Raw genomic sequence first — 19,702 nt, forward strand, 5'->3', positions numbered from 1 at the left:
AGGCTCGGTAGCTCAGTTGGTAGAGCAATGGATTGAAGCTCCATGTGTCGGCGGTTCGATTCCGTCTCGCGCCATTTATATATTTTGGAAGGGTAGCGAAGAGGCTAAACGCGGCGGACTGTAAATCCGCTCCTTCGGGTTCGGGGGTTCGAATCCCTCCCCTTCCATTTTACGGGCATAGTTTAAAGGTAGAACTAAGGTCTCCAAAACCTTCAGTGTGGGTTCAATTCCTACTGCCCGTGTTAATAGAATTATGGCGGGTGTGGTGAAGTGGTTAACACACCAGATTGTGGCTCTGGCATGCGTGGGTTCGATCCCCATCACTCGCCTATTTTATATTATTGGGGTATAGCCAAGCGGTAAGGCAAGGGACTTTGACTCCCTCATGCGTTGGTTCGAATCCAGCTACCCCAGTTACTATTTGCCGGCGTGGCGGAATTGGCAGACGCGCTGGACTCAAAATCCAGTGTCCGCAAGGACGTGCCGGTTCGACCCCGGCCGCCGGTATAGTATTAAAGACAAGGTTTTCGGACCTTGTCTTTTTCTTTTATTTGTTGAATTTGTAACGCTGAGTTACTTAAAATTAGGCTCTTTGTCAACTGTAGTGGGTTGAAGAAAAGCTAAGCTCGAGAAAGGACAAATTTCGTCCTTTCTTTTTTGATGTTCAGAGCAATAAAAATCCTTTTTTTGAAGTTTTCAAAGTTTCGAAAACCAAAGGCATTGCGTTTGATGAGTTTGATGAGATTATTAGTGGCTTCTAATTTTGCGTTGGAATAGGGTAACTGAAGAGCGTTGATGATTTTCTCTTTGTCCTTTAGAAAGGTTTTAAAGACAGTCTGAAAAAGAGGATGAACCAGCTTTAGAATGTCCTTAATGAGTCCGAAAAATTTCTCTGGTTCCTTATTCTGGAAGTGAAAAAGCAAAAGCTGATAGAGATGATAGTGGTGTTTCAAATCTTCTGAATAGCTCAAAAGCTTGTCTAGAATCTCTTTATTGGTTAAGTGCATACGAAAAGTAGGGCGATAAAATCTCTTATCACTCAGTTTACGGCTATCCTGTTGAATGAGTTTCCAGTAGCGCTTGATAGCCTTATATTCATGAGATTTTCGCTCAAATTGCTTCATGATTTGGACACGAACACGACTCATAGCACGACTAAGATGTTGTACAATGTGGAAGCGATCTAGAACGATTTTGGCATACGGAAAAAGATGTTTAGCCAAGTCATAGTAAGGACTAAACATATCCATAGTAATGATTTTCACCTGACAACGAACAGAGCGATTGTAGCGCAGAAAATGATTTCTTATGATAGTTTGTGTTCTACCCTCAAGAACAGTGATAATATTGAGCTTATCAAAATCTTGAGCAATGAAACTCATCTTTCCCTTAGTGAAGGCATATTCGTCCCAGGACATAATCTCAGGGAGGTAAGAAAAATCAGACTTAAAACAGAATTCATTGAGCTTGCGAATAACAGTTGAAGTTGAAATAGACAGCTGATGGGCAATATCGGTCATAGAAGTCTTCTCAATTAGCTTCTGGGCAATCTTTTGGTTGATGATACGAGGGATTTGGTGATTCTTCTTGACGAGAGAAGTCTCAGCTACCATCATTTTCGAGCACTGATAGCACTTGAATCGACGCTTTCTAAGGAGAATTCTAGTAGGCATACCAGTCGTTTCAAGGTAAGGAACCTTAGACGGTTTTTGAAAGTCATATTTCTTCATTAGACTTCCGCAATCAGGACAATATGAAGTCTCATAATCCAATTTAGCGATGATTTCTTTATGTGTGTCCCTATTAATAACATCCATAATTTGGATATTGGGGTCTTTAATATCGAGTAGTTTTGTGATAAAATGTAATTGTTCCATAGGATTCTTTCTAATGATGGTTTGGTTGCTTTTCATTATAGATCTTATGGGACTTTTTTTCTACAACAAAATAGGCTCCATAATATCCATAGGGGATTTACCCACTACAAATATTATAGAGCCTAAAATTACTAGTTTTATAACAAATCATCTAATTTATCCGCTAATTTTTGTTGCTTGCTTGGATACAAATGAGAGTATGTATCTATTGTTGTAGTTATAGAAGCATGTCCTAATCTTTCTTTTACGACAAGATAATCTTCTCCTTGGTTTATTAGTAGGGAAGCATGTGAATGCCTGAAGTCATGAATTCTTATTTTTTTTAAAGAACTATCTCTTTGTAATATTTTTTTATATTGTTTTTCGATTGAATCCTTAGTTATCGTAATCGGGCTATTTTGAAATATCTGTAGATCATCTAGGTTGGTTGTAAATTCTTTTAATCTTTCATGCTGTGTTTGCCTCCATTCTTCTAGTGTCTCCACTAGTTTGGTGTTCATGATGATTCTTCGGGTTCCAGCTTTTGTCTTTGTACTACTAATGTGTTCTTCACCTTTTTTAACGTATATTGATTTACTTACATGGATTGTATTTGTAGAAAACTCTATGTCCTTCCACGTTAGAGCAAGAGCTTCTCCGAGTCTTAGACCAGTAAAAAATAGAACTGTGAATAGTAATTTTATATTGTATTCATCGTTGCTAAATAGTGTTAAGAAATGCTTAAATTCTTTTACTGTCCAGAAATTTAATTTTACTTTTTCTATGGGTAATTTTTTCAGTAATCCTACGGGATGTTCCTTGTAAAATCCCTTTCTTAATCCAACATCCAGAATTTTCTTTAGTAAAATTATAATTTTATTAATAGTGTTTGGACTTAGCTTCTTTTCTGAGTTTTGAGTATTTTTATCTCTTAGATGTTCTCTGAATTGATAGATATCTTCATAAGTTAATTTAGCTACATCATCAACTTTTTCAAAATAGTTTTTTATATGCCTGTTATAGTTGTTTTCTTGTGTATCTATATAGCTTTGTTTTCTGTTGTTTATTCTATCCTCTTCTTTTAAGAGATCATAAAGGATATCAATTGATATTTTTGAGTTGAAACTTTTTTCTTTAAGTTCGACACTTCGTAAGTATTGTTCGGCCTCCAATGCTTCTTTTTTAGTTTTGAATCCTTTTCTTACAATTCTACGTTGTTTTAGAGATATTGGATTTATACCATTGGAAACATCAACAATCCAAGTTCCGTCTCTACTTTTACGTAAAGCCATAAGCTACGCTTCTTTCTGGAGTTCAATTCCTAGTAGTTCTTCAGCGACACTGGCTGGAATTGTACCTATCCGTTTGTTATCGTAGATGTTAAAACCACGATTCACTAATAGTAATTTGCCGGTATGGATAATCTTTCTTGCAGTTCCTGGAGCAAATCCAAGTTCGATAAGGTCATCTTTTGTTACAGTTTTAATCATGTGATCTCCTTTTCTAATTAGATTAAGTAAGGGGAGGATTTACTCCCCTTGTCTGATACTTATTTTTGTTTTACATCTACTAAATGGATAGCATCCGCTTTATAGTACATTGTCGTACTAATCATAGTGGCTTGTAAATTGTCAAATGTTACTGGTACTTCATCCATTGCTTGGATATAGTCATTATCAACTAAAGCTTCTGGATTGTCTACTGAGACTTGGGTTGATTTCTTTTTGAATTGTCCATCCTTGATTGTTACATTGTATTTCCAACCAATGATTTTATCGGTATTAAAACGTCTTTCGCTACCATCTCGGTTTTTGATAATTTCTCCGTTTGCATCTGCTCGGACTTCCGTTTCAAATTTTGGAATAACTTCATCCAATTCAAATTTTGTTCCAATGTTATTAAAATTCCAGTCATTTTGTGAAAGCATTTTTGCCATAATTAATTTCTCCTTTTGATATTTTCTTTGATTGTGGGGATCAAATCCTCTCTTTTAAAGAGAATTGCCCTTTCTATTAATCCACTTGCTAAATCTGGTGGATATTCCATATTGTTGAGTGCGAGATAGTTAGTCTTCTCATACTCATGCAGTAAGTTATTGTCGTATAGAAATTTATACGCTTTTAGAATAGCTCCGGACCCTTTATAGGTAAACCATTCTAATTTTTGTTCTAGTTCTGTTTTTGATTTTGAAATAATGATAGAGACGGGTTTTGAATGGCCTAAAAACTTTTCCCAAGATCTCAAAGGTTTTGAGAAATAGCTATCACTATAGAACCTCACTTTTTCTTTGAGATATCCCTTGGTAAAGTTGAGAAGATCTATTTCTGAATGCAACCATTCTTGAATGAAGTAGTGAGCTTTTTCTTTCCTAAGTTCTAACTCAGTTCTTATCCAATTTTCTATATACCGCTTGCTGATACCGAGCTTCTCAGCTCGTTCTAAGCGTTTATCGTAAATTCTAAGTCTTTCGTCATCATTGGGTTTTCTCAAATATAAGGTCTGGCCGATTGTTTCATCTCCGTAGGTATTGTAGTAGGTGCTTTTTCCATATATAAAGCGTTTCTTCTGACAAATCTTTAGAAGCTGATTAGGAGTGAAATAGGGTGTTTCATTAAAATCATCTATTGCAATATCAATTCGTCTTACTGAAAAATGATTGTAATTGTAGTAGAGGTTGTTCAAAAACTGTCTTTCGGACAGACTATTTGGATCTAATACCATATCTCTATAGAACTCGAGTGCCTGTCCTGACATGACAAGCATGTAGGACGACTCTTTCGCTCCATAGTAGATACGGATATTCCCATAATGAAGCTGGCTATCATAGTTATAGTATTTAAGGCTCCCTTTATTCTCAATAAATAGGTCATAGTCAAGAAATAGAATGTCTTCGATTATTTCTCTTGGCGAAAATTCAGTCTTATCAAACTGAATTTGAATCCAGTCAAATACAGAACGTAAATGTTCATTTTTTGCCATAGATTTTGATTCAACTTTTTGCTTAATTTTGCCACCCTTAAAATCTCCGAAACCCTTGGAAATACTGAATTCTTTCGATGGTACACCTAACTTGCAGAGGGTGGTGTTACTACACACCCTATCGGTCAAAAATGGTCCGTCCGCATCTACGCTCATTTTCGGCTTTCTGCCTCATGGCTCAGCCGAAAACTCGCTATTAGCCGAACCTATTTTTTGACCTCTTGTTAACAAACCCTAGTAAGCCGGTTTGCATCGACTCTTCAATATCTTGGATTTTCTTTTTTAGGTTGGAATTCTCAATTTTTATCAGTCGTATTTCTCGTTTAAATTCCTGTTTCAAGGCGCTCAGTTCATCGTAGAGCTCATCTATTACTTGGTTTAGGGATTCTTGCTCATTATCTGCTAGACTCCCAAATACGGCTTGTATAGCCTCTTTGAGACCTATTTCAAGTTTTAGGTTAGCTAACTTTTGAAATTGTCTAAGGTCTTCGTCTGTAAAGTCATAGGCAACTGTATAACTTAATTGATGAGTTCTTGGATTTCTACTGATAGGAATTTTAATTTTCTTAAATTCCTTGCCACTTATCTCTCTAATCAGTTGAATCCAATTTTTAAGAGTAGAGGTAGAGTTTAGGCCAGAAATTTGATTGACTAACTCTTTATTGGTCATCTTTTTGTGAAACCTCCGAAATTTTCTTGTGCAACTGAAGAGTTTTCTGTGGTATAATTGTTACATAATATGTTTTGATCTTGGAACGAACGGCACATTTGTTTCAAGATTTTTTATTTTGTCGAATCCTACCTCCTTTATTAAAATTTTTTAAATCGACTACTAGTTACATACGCTTTTACCTCCTTTTATGCTATAATATTCTCAATGGAATATTCAATCTCAAAATAAATATTCCTTATGGAATAATTCTATTTTATACCGTTTAGAATATTTTGTCAAGCTAAAATATACGAATAAGAATATCTATAGGAGAATTATGTATACAGAGGATTATAAATTTTCAGAGAGGTTAAAAACTCTCAGAAAATCAAAAAAGTTAACTCAAGTACAAATATCGGAATTAATTGGAGTTCAACAAGGGACATATTCTCGGTGGGAGAATGGAACGTTAGAACCAGGATTAGAATTCGTTGTGAAATTAGCAAATATCTTTGGGACTACTACAGATTATTTGCTGGGACAAAAACCTTATTCAATTATCAGTAGTTTACCTCTAGAACAATTAGATCTTACCAATATTGCAAACTTTTCAAAGGATGAGTTTGATATTTTGAAACATTCAATAGCAGTTTCGGTGGCAAGAAATAAAATAAAGGCAACAGAACTAAAAGATAGAGTTATAGAAAAAAATCAGTTGTCAGAAAAAGATGCAGAACTTTTGAATAAGATTTTTGAAGAAGTTAAAACTTATTGGGAAAATTAGGAGGACGCTAGTCTTCAAAATTCCCTCCCAAAATGTGTCCAAAATATTGACAGAATTCTAGCTTTTCATTATAGTTCTTATGGAACTTTTTTTCTACAACAAAATAGGCTCCATAATATCCATAGGGGATTTACCCACTACAAATAGTATAGAGCCGGTTTTATTAATGTCCTGCATTTCCTAATAAGTTAACCATGACAACACCAATGATAATCAAAATTAAACCGATAATGCTATAAACATTTAGTGTTTCTTTGAAAATCATTACTGCGATAGAGGCTGTCAAAACTAAACCGACAGCTGACCATGTTGCATAAGCTATTCCTAAAGGAATTTTTTGCATTGCTAGTGAGAGGAAATAGAAACAAACGCCATAGCTAAGTAGGGCAGAAACGGTTGGAATAGGCTTTGTAAAACCGTCTGATAATTTCAAAAGGTTAGTTCCCAATATCTCTCCTACAATGGCGATAAAAAGATAAAAGTATGACATGTCTTTAACCTCCTATATGTCATGTTTTTGCTCTAAGAGCTATTATAGCTATCCGTTTTTTATAAATCTTGGCACAAGTCATGAGAATTTGTAGTAAAACTGTGGCAGACACTTTTTCAGAACCAATAGCTGATAAGTTTATTATATCATAAGATAAATTTTAAAAAAAGTCTTGATTTATTTCAATGTCTTGCGTGGTCTCGATTTTACTGGTAAAATTACTTTTAAGAACTTTAAAAAAGAGGTTTCTATATTTGACAAAACAATGACTTGTTGTCCCGAATGTGGGCATCCTTTGGAGAAAAAATTTTTAAAAGATGAGGGAGATATTCCTTATTGTTCACAATGTGCGAGTTTTCGTTTTCCAGTCTTTAATACAGCAATTAGTGCGATTTTATTTAATGAAAAACATGATAAGATTCTCTTGATTAAGCAATATGACATGGCTGAGCATATTTTGCTAGCTGGTTATGTGTCTAATGATATTCACAACCAATTTCTACAATCATTAAAGGCAATTAATTTAGCCTCTCTTATTACGGATATGGGTAATAAAATTGCACAAAACTAGTCCAAAACTCTTTTTAATAAGGAGTATACTTTCTAGCATTTTATAGTTACTAAAAAGTATCTAAACTTTGGAAGTGATACTAAGTTTTAAAAAATATTATGGAAAAAAAGCTTATAAAATCAATATTTCTGAGATTTAAAACTAATAATATTAGACTCAAAATCCAGTGTCCGCAAGGACGTGCCGGTTCGACCCCGGCCGCCGGTATAGTATAGAGTTAAGGAACGTTGTAAATCTTCGTTCCTTTTTTATATTATTTTTGCTATAATAATAGTTATTCAAATTTTATTTAGATTATGAAAGTGTAGGGAAGTATGTCTCGTTCTATCGATTTATTAAAACATCGGTATTTGAAAAATATTAAAGAAAATTCTGAATTGTTTGTCGGGATTGAGCTGGAATATCCTGTTGTAAACTTGGAAGGGGATGCTACAGATGTTGAAGTTATCAAACATTTATTCCGATATTTAGTTTCTGATTTGGATTTTACTGTCGAAAAGGTAGATAATTTTGGGACTCCTATTCAGTTAGTGAACCCATTAAGTCAGGATGCTATTTTATTTGAAGTTTCCTATACTACGATTGAGTTTGCATTTGGTAAGGCTGATACAATTCAAGAGGTCGAAAATCGTTTTAATAATTATATGGATGTAATTCAGAGAAAATTAGGCGAATCAAATCATGCTATTGTTGGCTGTGGTATCCATCCCAACTGGGATAAAAATGAGAATTGTCCAGTGGCTTATCCACGCTATCAGATGTTGATGGATTATTTGAATATGAGTAGAAATGTTGCTAAATCAGACTTACATCATTTCCCTGAATACGGAGCGTTTATCTGTGGGAGTCAGGTACAGTTGGATGTTTCAAAGTCTAACTACTTACGAGTGATTAATGCTTTTACCCAAATTGAAGCAGTTAAGGCTTATTTATTTGCTAATTCTGAGTTTTCAGGTGAGGATTGGGATACGAAAATTTCAAGGGATATTTTCTGGGAAGAATCGATGCATGGTATCTATCCAGAAAACGTTGGAGTCAATGCTAAACTCTTTAAAGATGAGGATGATTTTTTTGATTATCTAGATCATTCTGCAATTTTTACTGCGGAACGTGATGGACAAACCTATTATTTTTATCCGATTCAAGCTAGGGACTATTTGGCTACATCTGAAATCCAATCATATGCTCTTAATGGGGATGAGATTCTTATTTACGCTCAAGAGAAGGATTTTGAAACTCATCGTAGTTATCAGTACCAAGACTTAACGACTCGTGGAACAGTTGAGTTTCGTAGTGTGTGTACTCAACCTCTAGATAGAACCTTCGCTTCAGCAGCTTTTCACTTAGGATTGTTGGTTAATTTAGATAAGTTAGAAGCTTACTTAGAAACAGCACCTTTCTTTAAAGAATTTGGTCGTGATTACAAGTTTTTAAGACGGCAATTTTCTAAAAAAAATCTTATAGCTGAGGAAAAAACTGCGATTATAGAGTTTTCAAAAGACTTACTCCTTCTAGCTGAGGAAGGACTGGAGATGAGAAATAAGCAAGAAATGACCTACTTACAGGCTTTGAAAGAAGAATTGGGCCTATAATTTCTCTTACAAAAGGAGAATTTTCTGAAAAATCATGATATAATGTATGAGACTATAGATAAAGGACAGAGAGTAATGACATTAGTTTATCAATCAACGCGTGATGCCAACAATACAGTAACTGCTAGTCAAGCTATTTTGCAAGGTTTGGCGACGGACGGTGGTTTGTTTACACCGCTTACTTATCCAAAGGTAGATTTGGACTTTGACAAATTGAAAGATGCTTCTTACCAGGAAGTTGCTAAGTTAGTTTTGTCAGCATTTTTAGATGACTTTACAGCTGAGGAGTTGGACTACTGTATCAACAATGCCTACGATAGCAAGTTTGATATTCCAGCTATAGCGCCTTTGGTGAAATTAGACGGCCAATACAATTTGGAACTGTTCCATGGTTCAACAATTGCTTTTAAGGATATGGCCTTGTCTATTTTGCCATACTTTATGACAACAGCTGCTAAGAAGCATGGTTTGGAGAACAAGATTGTCATCTTAACAGCGACATCTGGTGATACTGGGAAAGCTGCTATGGCAGGGTTTGCGGATGTGCCTGGAACTGAGATTATCGTCTTTTATCCAAAGGATGGTGTCAGCAAGGTTCAAGAGTTGCAAATGACTACTCAGACTGGTGATAATACTCATGTTATCGCTATTGATGGTAACTTTGATGATGCTCAAACAAATGTGAAGCATATGTTTAACGATGTAGCCCTTCGTGAAAAGTTGGCTACCAATAAACTGCAATTTTCATCTGCCAACTCTATGAATATCGGTCGTTTGGTGCCACAGATTGTTTATTATGTTTATGCCTATGCTCAGTTGGTTAAGACTGGTGAGATTGTGGCTGGTGATAAGGTCAACTTCACAGTACCAACAGGAAATTTTGGAAATATCTTGGCTGCCTTTTATGCTAAGCAAATTGGTCTACCAGTTGGCAAATTAATCTGTGCTTCAAATGACAACAATGTTTTGACAGACTTTTTCAAGACACGTGTTTACGACAAGAAACGTGAGTTTAAAGTGACTACTAGTCCATCTATGGATATTTTGGTATCTTCAAACTTGGAGCGTTTGATTTTCCATCTTTTAGGTAATGATGCGGTTAAAACAGCTGAACTTATGAATGCCTTGAACAAGCAAGGACAATATGAGTTGACAGACTTTGATGCAGAGATTTTGGACCTCTTTGCAGCTGAATATGCGACTGAGGAAGAAACGGCAGCAGAAATCAAGCGTGTTTATGAGGCAGATTCTTATATCGAGGATCCACATACGGCGGTTGCCTCGGCAGTTTATAAGAAATACCAAGCGGCTACTGGCGATGTGACTAAGACAGTGATTGCTTCAACAGCGAGTCCATACAAGTTCCCAGTGGTTGCAGTAGAAGCTGTAACAGGTAAAGTAGGCTTGACTGACTTTGAAGCCTTGGCTCAATTACATGATATTTCAGGAGTTGCAGTGCCACCAGCAGTTGATGGCCTAGAAACGGCTCCAGTTCGTCATAAAACAACAGTGGCAGCTGCTGACATGCAAGCAGCGGTTGAGGCTTATCTAGGACTTTAAGACAGAGGAAGTAAACTCGGTTGGGAAACCAACTGAGTTTCTTTTCATCAGGAGGAAGGATTGTTTAGGAAAAATAAAGACATTCTGAATATTGCATTGCCAGCTATGGGTGAAAACTTTTTGCAGATGCTCATGGGGATGGTGGACAGTTACTTGGTCGCTCACTTGGGTTTAATCGCTATTTCGGGTGTTTCAGTGGCTGGCAATATTATCACGATTTACCAGGCAATTTTCATCGCTTTGGGAGCTGCTATTTCCAGCGTTATTTCAAAAAGTTTGGGGCAGAAGGATCAGTCCAAGCTAGCCTATCATGTGACTGAGTCGTTGAAAATTACTTTACTATTAAGTTTCCTTTTAGGAGTTTTGTCCATCTTTGCTGGGCAAGAGATGATAGGACTCTTGGGGACGGAGAGGGATGTAGCTGAGAGTGGTGGGCTCTACCTATCTTTGGTGGGTGGATCAATTGTTCTCTTGGGCTTGATGTCCAGTTTGGGGGCCTTGATTCGTGCAGCGCATAATCCACGTCTACCTCTCTATGTTAGTCTTTTATCCAATGCCTTGAATATTCTCTTTTCCAGTCTAGCTATTTTTGTCCTTGATATGGGTATAGCGGGTGTTGCTTGGGGGACTATCTTGTCTCGCTTAGTCGGTCTTGGAATTTTATGGTCGCAATTAAAGTTGCCTTTTGAGAAACCGACTTTTGGTTTAGATAAGGAACTATTGACCTTAGCTTTGCCAGCAGCTGGAGAGCGGCTCATGATGCGGGCTGGAGATGTCGTGATCATTGCCTTGGTTGTTTCTTTTGGAACGGAGGCAGTTGCTGGGAATGCAGTCGGAGAAGTCTTGACCCAGTTTAACTACATGCCTGCCTTTGGCGTCGCTACGGCAACGGTCATGCTGGTGGCTCGAGCAGTTGGAGAGGATAATTGGGAAAGAGTAGCTAGTTTGAGCAAGCAAACTTTTTGGCTTTCTCTGGTCCTCATGTTACCCTTGACCTTCAGTATCTATGCTTTGGGTATACCACTCACTCATCTCTATACGACTGATTCTTTAGCGGTGGAGGCTAGTGTTTTAGTGACACTTTTTTCACTACTTGGTACTCCTATGACGATAGGAACAGTCATCTATACAGCAGTCTGGCAGGGTTTGGGCAATGCTCGGCTTCCCTTTTATGCGACAAGTATAGGAATGTGGTGTATCCGCATTGGAACAGGATATCTGATGGGGATTGTGCTTGGTTGGGGCTTGCCTGGTATTTGGACCGGAACCCTTTTGGATAATGGTTTTCGTTGGTTATTTCTACGTTACCGTTACCAGCGTTATATGAGCTTGAAAGGATAGGAAATGCAAAAAACAGCTTTTATTTGGGATTTAGACGGGACTTTATTGGACTCTTATGAGGCGATTTTATCAGGGATTGAGGAGACCTATGCTCAATTTTCTATTCCTTATAATAAAGAGAAGGTGAGGGAGTTTATTCTCAAGTATTCTGTTCAGGATTTGCTTGTGCAGGTGGCGGAAGAGAGAAAACTGGATGTGGAAGTGCTCAATCAGGTGCGTGCCCAGAGTTTGGCTGAAAAGAATGCTCAGGTAGTTTTGATGCCAGGTGCGCGTGATGTGCTAGCTTGGGCAGAGGAAGCAGGAATTCAGCAGTTTGTTTACACTCATAAGGGAGATAATGCTCTTACCATTCTCAGAGATTTGGGGTTGGAGTCCTATTTTACAGAGATTCTAACCAATCAAAGTGGCTTTGCGCGAAAGCCCAGTCCAGAAGCAGCTGCATATCTGATAGATGAGTATCAGTTGAATCTTGATAATACTTATTATATAGGGGATCGGACTCTGGATGTGGAATTTGCCCAGAATAGTGGGATTCAAAGCATCAACTTTTTAGAGTCGTCTTATGAAGGCAATCACAGGATTCAAGAGTTAGCAGATATTACTTATATTTTTGAGAGCAAGTAACGAGAAGATTGTGTCAGTTTTGTGACAGAGACCTAACAAACTATTTCAAGTAACCGAGTTTGTTACAAGGAATAGACAGTTCTGTTAAATAGGCCCAAGAGGGCTTTTTTTCTGCATTTTTTGTGTTATGATAGACAGGTATTCATTTGAAAGGAATAGGAAAGAATGAAGAAAAGAATATTATTAGCTTCAACAGTAGCCTTGTCATTTGCCCCAGTATTGGCAACTCAAGCAGAAGAAGTTCTTTGGACTGCACGTAGTGTTGAGCAAATCCAAAATGATTTGACTAAAACGGACAACAAAACAAGTTATACAGTACAGTATGGTGATACCTTGAGCACAATTGCAGAAGCCTTGGGTGTAGATGTCACAGTTCTTGCGAATTTGAATAAAATCACTAATATGGACTTGATTTTCCCAGAAACTGTTTTGACAACGACTGTCAATGAAGCTGAAGAAGTAACGGAAGTTGAAATTCAAACACCTCAAGCAGATTCTAGTGAAGAAGTGACAACTGCGACAGCAGATTTGACAACCAATCAAGTGACCGTTGATGATCAAACTGTTCAAGTTGCAGACCTTTCTCAACCAATTGCCGAAGCTCCAAAAGCAGTAGAGACTACAAGTGCAAAAGAAGTAGCATCAAGTTCAGAAGTTGCAGAAGTAGCTCCTCAGGCAACGACTCCAGCTGAGAAAGAGGAAACACAAGCCAGCCCTCAAGCTGCTTCAACAGTGGAACCAACTACAACACCAGTAGAAGAAAAAGCACCTGAAACAACTGCAACAAGTTCAGAAGAAGCAAAAGAAGCCTCATCAAGTGAAGCTACAACAGCAGTTTCTACTTATCAACCAGAAGAGACGAAGATAGTTTCAACAACTTATGCAGCTCCAGCTGCGCCCGATTATGCTGGACTTGCAGTAGCAAAATCTGAAAATGCAGGCCTTCAACCACAAACAGCTGCCTTTAAAGAAGAAATTGCCAACTTGTTTGGAATCACATCCTTTAGTGGTTACCGTCCAGGAGACAGTGGAGATCACGGAAAAGGTTTGGCTATCGACTTTATGGTACCAGAAGGATCAGAACTAGGGGATAAGATTGCGGAATACGCTATTCAAAACATGGCTAGCCGTGGAATTAGTTACATTATTTGGAAACAACGTTTCTATGCTCCATTCGATAGCAAATATGGACCAGCTAATACTTGGAACCCAATGCCAGACCGTGGTAGCGTGACAGAAAACCACTATGACCACGTTCACGTTTCAATGAATGGATAAATCAGACTTTGTAATATCATTTTGACGAATGAGATCTAGATTTCGTGATAGAAAGCGATTCTCGTTCGTTTTTTTCTTTGTCATACTCTTCGAAAATCTCTTCAAACCACGTCAGTTTCGCCTTGCCGTACTCAAGTATAGCCTGCGGCTAGCTTCCTAGTTTGCTCTTTGATTTTCATTGAGTATCAATATGAATGGAAAATGGGAAGTTACCATTTTGTAATGATTGAAGCAACATTCTTGCAATCTATTTTACTTTATATTATACTTGATTAGTCAATTATTGATAAGTCAACAGAAAGAAGGAAGAAATGTTAGAGATTCAAGATCTGCTTTATCAACTCCGCTTGTCTGAGCAAGCGAGTACGCAATTGTTTGAAAAAAGACTTGGGATTAGTTTGACACGGTATCAGATTTTACTGTTTTTGCTGGAGAATTCTCCCTGTAATCAAATGGGAGTTCAGGAGCGTTTGAAGATTGATCAGGCTGCTTTGACCCGACATTTCAAAATTCTGGAAAAGGAAGGTTTGGTGGAGCGTCATCGTAATCCTGAAAATCAGCGAGAAGTGTTGGTAGAGGCTACGAAGTATGCTAAGGAGCAATTAGTGGTGAATCCACCTCTGCAGCATATCAAGGTTAAGCAAGAGATGGAAAGTATCTTAACAGAGTCTGAAAGAACAGAACTCAGCCGTTTATTAAATAAATTGGTTTTGGGTATTGAGAATATAGAGATCTAAGGAGAAAAATATGTCAATTATGACAACCATTTTAGCAACAATCGTTGCTTTCGAACATTTTTACATTTTTTATTTGGAAAGTATTGCAACGCAATCAGAAGCGACTAGTCGTGTCTTTAACATGGACAAGGAAGAACTGGCTCGTCCGTCAGTAAGTTCATTGTTTAAAAATCAAGGGATTCATAATGCTTTGCTAGGAGTCTTTCTCTTGTATGGAATTTATTTCTCACAGAATTTAGAAATTGTGACTATTTTTGTTTTATTTGTGATTGGTGCTGCGGCTTATGGTTCTTTAACAGCAGATAAGAAAATTATTTTGAAGCAAGGTGGACCAGCTATTTTGGCCTTGATTAGTATTTTATTCTTTAAATAAACTCAAAAATCAATTCTAGCCTCTCTAGTCCTTTTCACTCCAGAATAAGGGAAATATGTTATACTTGTTTTTAAGAAAAAGTCTCATTGAATTTGTTTTGAGGAGTTAGAAATGAAAGTATTAGTGACAGGTTTTGAGCCCTTTGGAGGGGAAAAGGTCAATCCAGCTTTGGAGGCCATTAAAGGTTTACCAGCTGAAATCCATGGTGCTGAGGTCCGTTGGCTAGAAGTGCCGACAGTCTTTCACAAATCGGCTCAAGTATTGGAAGAAGAGATGGACCGTTATCAACCTGACTTTGTCCTTTGTATCGGCCAAGCAGGTGGAAGGTCTAGCTTGACGCCTGAACGAGTGGCCATTAATCAAGACGATGCACGTATCCCGGATAACGAAGGTAATCAACCGATTGACCGTCCTATTCGTCCAGATGGTGCTTCGGCCTACTTTAGCAGTTTGCCGATTAAAGCGATGGTTCAAGCTATAAAAAAAGAGGGCTTGCCGGCCTCTGTTTCCAATACGGCAGGGACTTTTGTCTGCAATCATTTGATGTATCAGGTCCTCTATTTGGTAGAAAAGAAATTTCCACATGTTAAGGCAGGTTTTATGCATATTCCTTATATGATGGAACAGGTGGTGAATCGACCGACTACTCCAGCTATGAGTTTAGTGGATATTAGGCGAGGGATAGAAGCAGCAATCGGCGCCATGATAGAACATGGGGATCAGGATATCAAGTTGGTAGGTGGAGAAACTCATTGATAGAAAAAAGCTTGAGGGGAAAACCTTCAAGCTTTTGGACGTTTTCGAGCCAATACTGCTCGGTAGAAAATTATTTTATTGATTTGAATGTAGGGTAGGAGTGAGAAACTAGCAATTCCAAAGGTAATCCAATTGAGGAAGTACCAAGGAAGGAGTTGTAGGTCTAGAATAAAACGTTGAAATTTGTAGCCTTTCATCAGGAAACGACTGGTTTTAAGGATTTGTCCTGGTTTGGCTTGTCCCAAGTCGAGGGTGTCACAGAGGAGAAATTCTACCTGCGAATAGGCATAGTATTGTGGAATATAGAGACTATTTCCTATAATCATCAAGAGGATACTTGCTAGAAAGTAAAGACCAAAGATCATGAGGAAGTGCTCGGTTTCAATTGACGAGAGATCCAAATTGGGAAATTCAGGATGAAGGACAACGAATTTCTTTGCTAGAAAGCTACTGTAAAAAAGAAAGTAAATTCCAAGCAAACTAGGAATACTCCATAAGAAGAGATAGAAACGTTTGAGAAGGAGAGTCAAAAAGGTTTGTGAAAAGTGCTCTTCGTTAAAGAGTGTGAGACTATTTTTGACGGATAGTCCTGTATCAGGATTCTTGATGAGTTTCAGTGTTGTATAGACTGAACTGGTTAGAAGTATTGTTCCGATAAAGGAAACTAATAATGGAAAGAGGTAGGCTTGGAATACATGGCCAAACACGCTTAAAAAGGGTTGTTCTAAAATTGCTTCGTTGATACGCTCTAAGGGATTGAGGAAGCCAGACAAGATGACCAGCATGCTAGGTAAGAGATAGACGAGAAAGAGGCGGGGATTTTCAGCCTGAAATTGTCTGGCTTGCAGACGAACGGTTTTTAAATCAATTTTTGGGTATTTCATTCTCTCATTATACCATAGTTCGTGACAGTTCCTCCTTTTTTTGATAAAATCATACAGTATGCCCTTGGGCACAAAGTATGAACTGGGACTGTCTTTTCCAGCTTCGGAGGTAAAAAATGTCAGATTCACCAATCAAATATCGTTTGATTAAGAAAGAAAAACACACAGGAGCTCGTCTGGGAGAAATCATCACTCCCCACGGTACCTTCCCAACACCTATGTTTATGCCAGTTGGGACACAAGCCACTGTCAAAACTCAGTCGCCTGAAGAATTGAAGGAGATGGGTTCGGGAATTATCCTGTCAAACACCTATCATCTCTGGCTTCGTCCTGGAGATGAACTCATCGCACGCGCAGGTGGTCTCCACAAGTTCATGAATTGGGACCAGCCTATTTTGACAGATAGTGGTGGTTTTCAGGTTTATTCCTTAGCAGATAGCCGCAATATCACAGAAGAAGGGGTAACCTTTAAAAACCATCTCAATGGTTCTAAGATGTTCCTATCACCAGAAAAAGCCATTTCTATTCAGAACAATCTGGGCTCAGACATCATGATGTCCTTTGACGAATGTCCTCAGTTTTATCAACCATACGACTACGTTAAGAAATCAATCGAGCGTACCAGCCGTTGGGCTGAGCGTGGTTTAAAGGCTCATCGTCGTCCGCATGACCAAGGGTTATTTGGAATTGTGCAAGGGGCTGGATTTGAAGACCTGCGTCGCCAATCAGCTCATGACCTTGTCAGCATGGATTTCCCAGGTTATTCTATAGGTGGTTTGGCAGTGGGAGAAACCCACGAAGAGATGAATGCGGTCTTGGACTTTACAACCCAATTGTTGCCTGAAAACAAACCTCGCTATTTGATGGGTGTGGGAGCGCCAGATAGCTTGATTGATGGGGTGATTCGTGGGGTGGATATGTTTGACTGTGTCTTACCGACTCGTATCGCTCGTAATGGAACTTGTATGACCAGTCAAGGTCGTTTGGTTGTCAAAAATGCTCAGTTTGCTGAGGACTTTACGCCACTAGATCCTGAGTGTGATTGCTACACATGTAAGAACTATACACGCGCTTATCTTCGTCACCTGCTCAAGGCTGATGAAACCTTCGGTATCCGCTTGACTAGCTATCACAATCTTTACTTCTTGCTTAACCTGATGAAGCAAGTGCGACAAGCCATCATGGATGACAATCTCTTAGAATTCCGTGAGTATTTTGTAGAAAAATATGGCTATAATAAGTCAGGCCGTAATTTTTAAACTGGAATAGATATAAGCTAAAAATCCTAAGTTTTCTCTTGGGATTTTTCTTCTTTTTTTGATAGAATAAAGTGTACAATGAAAGGGAGAATAAACTCGTATGCGTATTAAATGGTTTTCCTTGATTAGGATTACAGGTTTACTTTTGGTACTCTTGTATCATTTCTTTCAGACGATCTTTCCTGGAGGATTTTTCGGGGTAGATGTCTTTTTTACATTTTCAGGTTTCCTGATTACAGCTCTACTTATCGAAGAATTTTCTAAAAATCATGAAATTGATTTGGTTGGATTTTTTAGGAGACGCTTTTATCGTATCGTACCACCTGTGGTTTTGATGGTCTTGGTAACCATGCCCTTTACCTTTCTAGTTCGCCAAGATTATGTGGCTGGAATTGGGGGTCAAATTGCGGGTGTCTTAGGCTTCATGACCAACTTCTATGAACTTCTAACAGGAGGAAGTTATGAATCTCAGTTCATTCCTCATTTGTTTGTTCATAATTGGAGCTTGGCTGTTGAGGTTCACTACTATATCCTCTGGGGCTTGGCAGTTTGGTTCTTATCCAAACAGGCTAAATCAAATGGTCAGTTGAAGGGAATGGTCTTTCTCTTGTCTGCTGCTGCCTTCTTGATCAGCTTCTTCTCTATGTTTATTGGTAGTTTTCTAGTAACTTCTTATTCTTCTGTTTACTTCTCCAGTTTAACTCATATCTATCCATTCTTTTTGGGAAGTGTGTTAGCAACGATTGTAGGCGTTCGTCAGACGACTTCCCTAGTTAAGCAATTGGATAAAATCTGGGATTTACGCAAGACCCTTTTGGTTTTTGGAGGAGGTTTTGGATTCTTACTCATTTTGACCTTCTTTGTCAAATTTACCTATCTCTTTGCCTATCTTATGGGCTTCTTGCTTGCCAGCCTTGCAGCCCTTGCTATGATTCTGGCGGCGCGTGTCTTACATGAAAAGACTCCTAACATGCAGGAGCCAAAGATGATCAGCTTTTTAGCGGATACTAGCTATGCGGTTTATCTTTTCCATTGGCCTTTCTATATCATTTTCTCACAGTTGACATCAAATCTTCTTGCTGTGTTACTGACTTTGTTTTTTTCTTATGGATTTGCCAGCCTGTCATTTTATGTGCTGGAACCTTGGATTGCGGGAAAGAACACACCTATTATACAAGCCCTTCGTCCCCTGCCTCATATTCACACAATCCTTGCAGCAAGTACTGGAATCTTGGCCTTCATTGTCTTCTTAGTAACTTTGCTGGCACCACAAGTGGGAGCTTTTGAGACAGACTTAACTGTCAATGGCTTGAAGCAAGCTGCAACAAATATTAGCCAGACCAAGGTGATGACAGAACGAGCAGAAGCTGATAGTTTAGGAATTGCTGATGGCACTATGTTAATTGGTGATTCGGTAGCACTAAGAGCTAATACAGCCTTGCAGACAGCCCTTCCTGGAGCACAGATTAATGCACAAGTCAGCAGAACAACCAAGACCGCCAACGAAATCATGCTCAACAATAGCCAGAATAAATTTCTACCAAAGATGGTGGTTATTGCAACTGGGGTAAATAATCCTGAAAATTACAAGGAAGACTGGGATAGTATCGTAAAAAATCTTCCTAAGGGCCACCATATGGTTTTGGTGACTCCTTATGAGGGAGATAAGACAAAAGAGACCTATGCAATCGTTGAGAAAGAGGCTGCCTATATGAGAGAATTGGCAGAGAAGACTCCTTACATCACGATAGCAGATTGGAACCAAGTTGCGAAAGAGCATCCAGAGATCTGGACTGGAACAGACCAAGTCCATTTTGGAAGTGACAATAGTAAGATTGAAGCAGGAGCTAAATTGTATGCAGATACCATTGCTACAGCCTTGCAAACAGCTCAAGACAAGCCAGTCAAATCAAAATAACTTGTATTAAAAAGAGAAGAGTTGGAGAAATCCAGCTCTTTTAAAATA

The 19,702-nt window shown here is 38.3% G+C and carries 20 protein-coding genes and 6 tRNA genes; 18 read left to right on the forward strand and 8 right to left on the reverse strand.

The genetic code is table 11. The features are described 5' to 3' along the window. Position 1: 1 nt before the first annotated feature. From OCF96_RS08550 to OCF96_RS08575, 6 genes are all read left to right on the forward strand, one after another. Positions 2–74: transfer RNA gene (locus OCF96_RS08550), tRNA-Phe, on the forward strand. Positions 75–86: 12 nt separating this feature from the next. Continuing rightward, positions 87–167: transfer RNA gene (locus OCF96_RS08555), tRNA-Tyr, on the forward strand. A 4-nt stretch (positions 168–171) separates the two neighbouring features. Continuing rightward, positions 172–242, forward strand: a tRNA-Trp gene (locus OCF96_RS08560). A 14-nt stretch (positions 243–256) separates the two neighbouring features. Further along, a tRNA-His gene (locus tag OCF96_RS08565) sits at positions 257–329 on the forward strand. A 13-nt stretch (positions 330–342) separates the two neighbouring features. Continuing rightward, positions 343–414, forward strand: a tRNA-Gln gene (locus tag OCF96_RS08570). A gap of 9 nt (positions 415–423) precedes the next feature. After that, positions 424–507 (forward strand) — tRNA-Leu (locus tag OCF96_RS08575). Between the two features lie 113 nt (positions 508–620). Here OCF96_RS08575 and OCF96_RS08580 read toward each other — a convergent pair. From OCF96_RS08580 to OCF96_RS08605, 6 genes are all read right to left on the reverse strand, one after another. Further along, positions 621–1,877, reverse strand: coding sequence for an ISL3 family transposase (locus OCF96_RS08580; RefSeq protein ID WP_261446928.1), 1,257 nt, complete (start codon positions 1,875–1,877; stop codon positions 621–623). 137 nt (positions 1,878–2,014) lie between these two features. Then, complete coding sequence (locus OCF96_RS08585; RefSeq protein ID WP_009732034.1) at positions 2,015–3,148, reverse strand: tyrosine-type recombinase/integrase; 1,134 nt, start codon at positions 3,146–3,148, stop codon at positions 2,015–2,017. A gap of 3 nt (positions 3,149–3,151) precedes the next feature. Then, the gene (locus OCF96_RS08590; protein ID WP_000598356.1) at positions 3,152–3,346 is read right to left on the reverse strand and encodes a DUF3173 domain-containing protein; all 195 of its coding nucleotides are present in this window, start codon (positions 3,344–3,346) and stop codon (positions 3,152–3,154) included. Between the two features lie 59 nt (positions 3,347–3,405). Beyond that, positions 3,406–3,792, reverse strand: a complete 387-nt coding sequence (locus tag OCF96_RS08595) for a hypothetical protein (protein WP_061599443.1) — start codon at positions 3,790–3,792, stop codon at positions 3,406–3,408. 2 nt (positions 3,793–3,794) lie between these two features. After that, positions 3,795–4,991 carry a replication initiation factor domain-containing protein gene (locus OCF96_RS08600; RefSeq protein ID WP_261446929.1) on the reverse strand — a complete coding sequence of 399 codons (1,197 nt, stop codon included), beginning with the start codon at positions 4,989–4,991 and terminating at the stop codon, positions 3,795–3,797. 40 nt (positions 4,992–5,031) lie between these two features. Continuing rightward, positions 5,032–5,505 carry a hypothetical protein gene (locus OCF96_RS08605; RefSeq protein ID WP_049502267.1) on the reverse strand — a complete coding sequence of 158 codons (474 nt, stop codon included), beginning with the start codon at positions 5,503–5,505 and terminating at the stop codon, positions 5,032–5,034. Between the two features lie 319 nt (positions 5,506–5,824). Here OCF96_RS08605 and OCF96_RS08610 point away from each other — a divergent pair, with 319 nt between their 5' ends. Then, positions 5,825–6,271, forward strand: coding sequence for a helix-turn-helix transcriptional regulator (locus OCF96_RS08610; protein WP_000287814.1), 447 nt, complete (start codon positions 5,825–5,827; stop codon positions 6,269–6,271). 163 nt (positions 6,272–6,434) lie between these two features. Here the strand turns inward: OCF96_RS08610 and OCF96_RS08615 are convergent, their stop codons facing one another. Next, positions 6,435–6,761, reverse strand: coding sequence for a DMT family transporter (locus OCF96_RS08615; RefSeq protein ID WP_009732038.1), 327 nt, complete (start codon positions 6,759–6,761; stop codon positions 6,435–6,437). A gap of 172 nt (positions 6,762–6,933) precedes the next feature. Here OCF96_RS08615 and OCF96_RS08620 point away from each other — a divergent pair, with 172 nt between their 5' ends. The 9 genes from OCF96_RS08620 to pcp all read left to right on the forward strand — a co-directional run bounded on the left by OCF96_RS08620 (position 6,934) and on the right by pcp (position 15,593). Next, positions 6,934–7,332 (forward strand): FmdB family zinc ribbon protein, encoded by a 399-nt coding sequence (locus OCF96_RS08620; RefSeq protein WP_009732039.1) that lies wholly within the window; start codon positions 6,934–6,936, stop codon positions 7,330–7,332. 314 nt (positions 7,333–7,646) lie between these two features. Beyond that, on the forward strand, positions 7,647–8,924 hold the full coding sequence (locus OCF96_RS08625) for a glutamate-cysteine ligase family protein (protein ID WP_261446930.1): 1,278 nt from the start codon (positions 7,647–7,649) through the stop codon (positions 8,922–8,924). Positions 8,925–8,999: 75 nt separating this feature from the next. After that, positions 9,000–10,484 carry a threonine synthase gene (thrC, locus tag OCF96_RS08630; RefSeq protein ID WP_261446931.1) on the forward strand — a complete coding sequence of 495 codons (1,485 nt, stop codon included), beginning with the start codon at positions 9,000–9,002 and terminating at the stop codon, positions 10,482–10,484. Positions 10,485–10,544: 60 nt separating this feature from the next. Continuing rightward, positions 10,545–11,825, forward strand: a complete 1,281-nt coding sequence (locus OCF96_RS08635) for an MATE family efflux transporter (RefSeq protein ID WP_261446932.1) — start codon at positions 10,545–10,547, stop codon at positions 11,823–11,825. Positions 11,826–11,828: 3 nt separating this feature from the next. Then, a complete protein-coding gene (locus OCF96_RS08640) occupies positions 11,829–12,449 on the forward strand; it encodes an HAD family hydrolase (protein WP_261446933.1) in 621 nt (206 codons plus the stop codon). 165 nt (positions 12,450–12,614) lie between these two features. Beyond that, complete coding sequence (locus OCF96_RS08645) at positions 12,615–13,727, forward strand: LysM peptidoglycan-binding domain-containing protein (protein ID WP_261446934.1); 1,113 nt, start codon at positions 12,615–12,617, stop codon at positions 13,725–13,727. A gap of 311 nt (positions 13,728–14,038) precedes the next feature. Beyond that, positions 14,039–14,464 carry a MarR family winged helix-turn-helix transcriptional regulator gene (locus OCF96_RS08650; protein WP_049521867.1) on the forward strand — a complete coding sequence of 142 codons (426 nt, stop codon included), beginning with the start codon at positions 14,039–14,041 and terminating at the stop codon, positions 14,462–14,464. 10 nt (positions 14,465–14,474) lie between these two features. Beyond that, on the forward strand, positions 14,475–14,837 hold the full coding sequence (locus tag OCF96_RS08655; RefSeq protein WP_049521866.1) for a DUF1304 domain-containing protein: 363 nt from the start codon (positions 14,475–14,477) through the stop codon (positions 14,835–14,837). A gap of 111 nt (positions 14,838–14,948) precedes the next feature. Beyond that, a complete protein-coding gene (gene pcp / locus OCF96_RS08660) occupies positions 14,949–15,593 on the forward strand; it encodes a pyroglutamyl-peptidase I (RefSeq protein ID WP_261446935.1) in 645 nt (214 codons plus the stop codon). A 26-nt stretch (positions 15,594–15,619) separates the two neighbouring features. Here the strand turns inward: pcp and OCF96_RS08665 are convergent, their stop codons facing one another. After that, the gene (locus tag OCF96_RS08665; protein WP_261446936.1) at positions 15,620–16,477 is read right to left on the reverse strand and encodes a DUF975 family protein; all 858 of its coding nucleotides are present in this window, start codon (positions 16,475–16,477) and stop codon (positions 15,620–15,622) included. A gap of 116 nt (positions 16,478–16,593) precedes the next feature. On the opposite strand from OCF96_RS08665, the gene tgt reads away from it, so the two are divergent. Continuing rightward, positions 16,594–17,736 (forward strand): tRNA guanosine(34) transglycosylase Tgt, encoded by a 1,143-nt coding sequence (tgt, locus tag OCF96_RS08670; RefSeq protein ID WP_001285237.1) that lies wholly within the window; start codon positions 16,594–16,596, stop codon positions 17,734–17,736. A gap of 100 nt (positions 17,737–17,836) precedes the next feature. Then, positions 17,837–19,654, forward strand: a complete 1,818-nt coding sequence (locus tag OCF96_RS08675; RefSeq protein ID WP_261014606.1) for an acyltransferase family protein — start codon at positions 17,837–17,839, stop codon at positions 19,652–19,654. Positions 19,655–19,702 lie beyond the last annotated feature (48 nt).

This window comes from Streptococcus mitis, assembly GCF_946190065.1.
In the GTDB taxonomy this organism is placed as follows: domain Bacteria; phylum Bacillota; class Bacilli; order Lactobacillales; family Streptococcaceae; genus Streptococcus; species Streptococcus mitis_DE.

What these genes read in the sequence shown, in the direction of transcription:
- OCF96_RS08580 (WP_261446928.1), bottom strand. Translation starts at nt 1,877, where the DNA reads ATGGAACAATTACATTTTATCACAAAACTACTCGATATTAAAGACCCC.
- OCF96_RS08585 (WP_009732034.1), bottom strand. Translation starts at nt 3,148, where the DNA reads ATGGCTTTACGTAAAAGTAGAGACGGAACTTGGATTGTTGATGTTTCC.
- OCF96_RS08590 (WP_000598356.1), bottom strand. Translation starts at nt 3,346, where the DNA reads ATGATTAAAACTGTAACAAAAGATGACCTTATCGAACTTGGATTTGCT.
- OCF96_RS08595 (WP_061599443.1), bottom strand. Translation starts at nt 3,792, where the DNA reads ATGGCAAAAATGCTTTCACAAAATGACTGGAATTTTAATAACATTGGA.
- OCF96_RS08600 (WP_261446929.1), bottom strand. Translation starts at nt 4,991, where the DNA reads ATGAGCGTAGATGCGGACGGACCATTTTTGACCGATAGGGTGTGTAGT.
- OCF96_RS08605 (WP_049502267.1), bottom strand. Translation starts at nt 5,505, where the DNA reads ATGACCAATAAAGAGTTAGTCAATCAAATTTCTGGCCTAAACTCTACC.
- OCF96_RS08610 (WP_000287814.1), top strand. Translation starts at nt 5,825, where the DNA reads ATGTATACAGAGGATTATAAATTTTCAGAGAGGTTAAAAACTCTCAGA.
- OCF96_RS08615 (WP_009732038.1), bottom strand. Translation starts at nt 6,761, where the DNA reads ATGTCATACTTTTATCTTTTTATCGCCATTGTAGGAGAGATATTGGGA.
- OCF96_RS08625 (WP_261446930.1), top strand. Translation starts at nt 7,647, where the DNA reads ATGTCTCGTTCTATCGATTTATTAAAACATCGGTATTTGAAAAATATT.
- thrC (WP_261446931.1), top strand. Translation starts at nt 9,000, where the DNA reads ATGACATTAGTTTATCAATCAACGCGTGATGCCAACAATACAGTAACT.
- OCF96_RS08640 (WP_261446933.1), top strand. Translation starts at nt 11,829, where the DNA reads ATGCAAAAAACAGCTTTTATTTGGGATTTAGACGGGACTTTATTGGAC.
- OCF96_RS08645 (WP_261446934.1), top strand. Translation starts at nt 12,615, where the DNA reads ATGAAGAAAAGAATATTATTAGCTTCAACAGTAGCCTTGTCATTTGCC.
- OCF96_RS08650 (WP_049521867.1), top strand. Translation starts at nt 14,039, where the DNA reads ATGTTAGAGATTCAAGATCTGCTTTATCAACTCCGCTTGTCTGAGCAA.
- OCF96_RS08655 (WP_049521866.1), top strand. Translation starts at nt 14,475, where the DNA reads ATGTCAATTATGACAACCATTTTAGCAACAATCGTTGCTTTCGAACAT.
- pcp (WP_261446935.1), top strand. Translation starts at nt 14,949, where the DNA reads ATGAAAGTATTAGTGACAGGTTTTGAGCCCTTTGGAGGGGAAAAGGTC.
- OCF96_RS08665 (WP_261446936.1), bottom strand. Translation starts at nt 16,477, where the DNA reads ATGAAATACCCAAAAATTGATTTAAAAACCGTTCGTCTGCAAGCCAGA.
- tgt (WP_001285237.1), top strand. Translation starts at nt 16,594, where the DNA reads ATGTCAGATTCACCAATCAAATATCGTTTGATTAAGAAAGAAAAACAC.
- OCF96_RS08675 (WP_261014606.1), top strand. Translation starts at nt 17,837, where the DNA reads ATGCGTATTAAATGGTTTTCCTTGATTAGGATTACAGGTTTACTTTTG.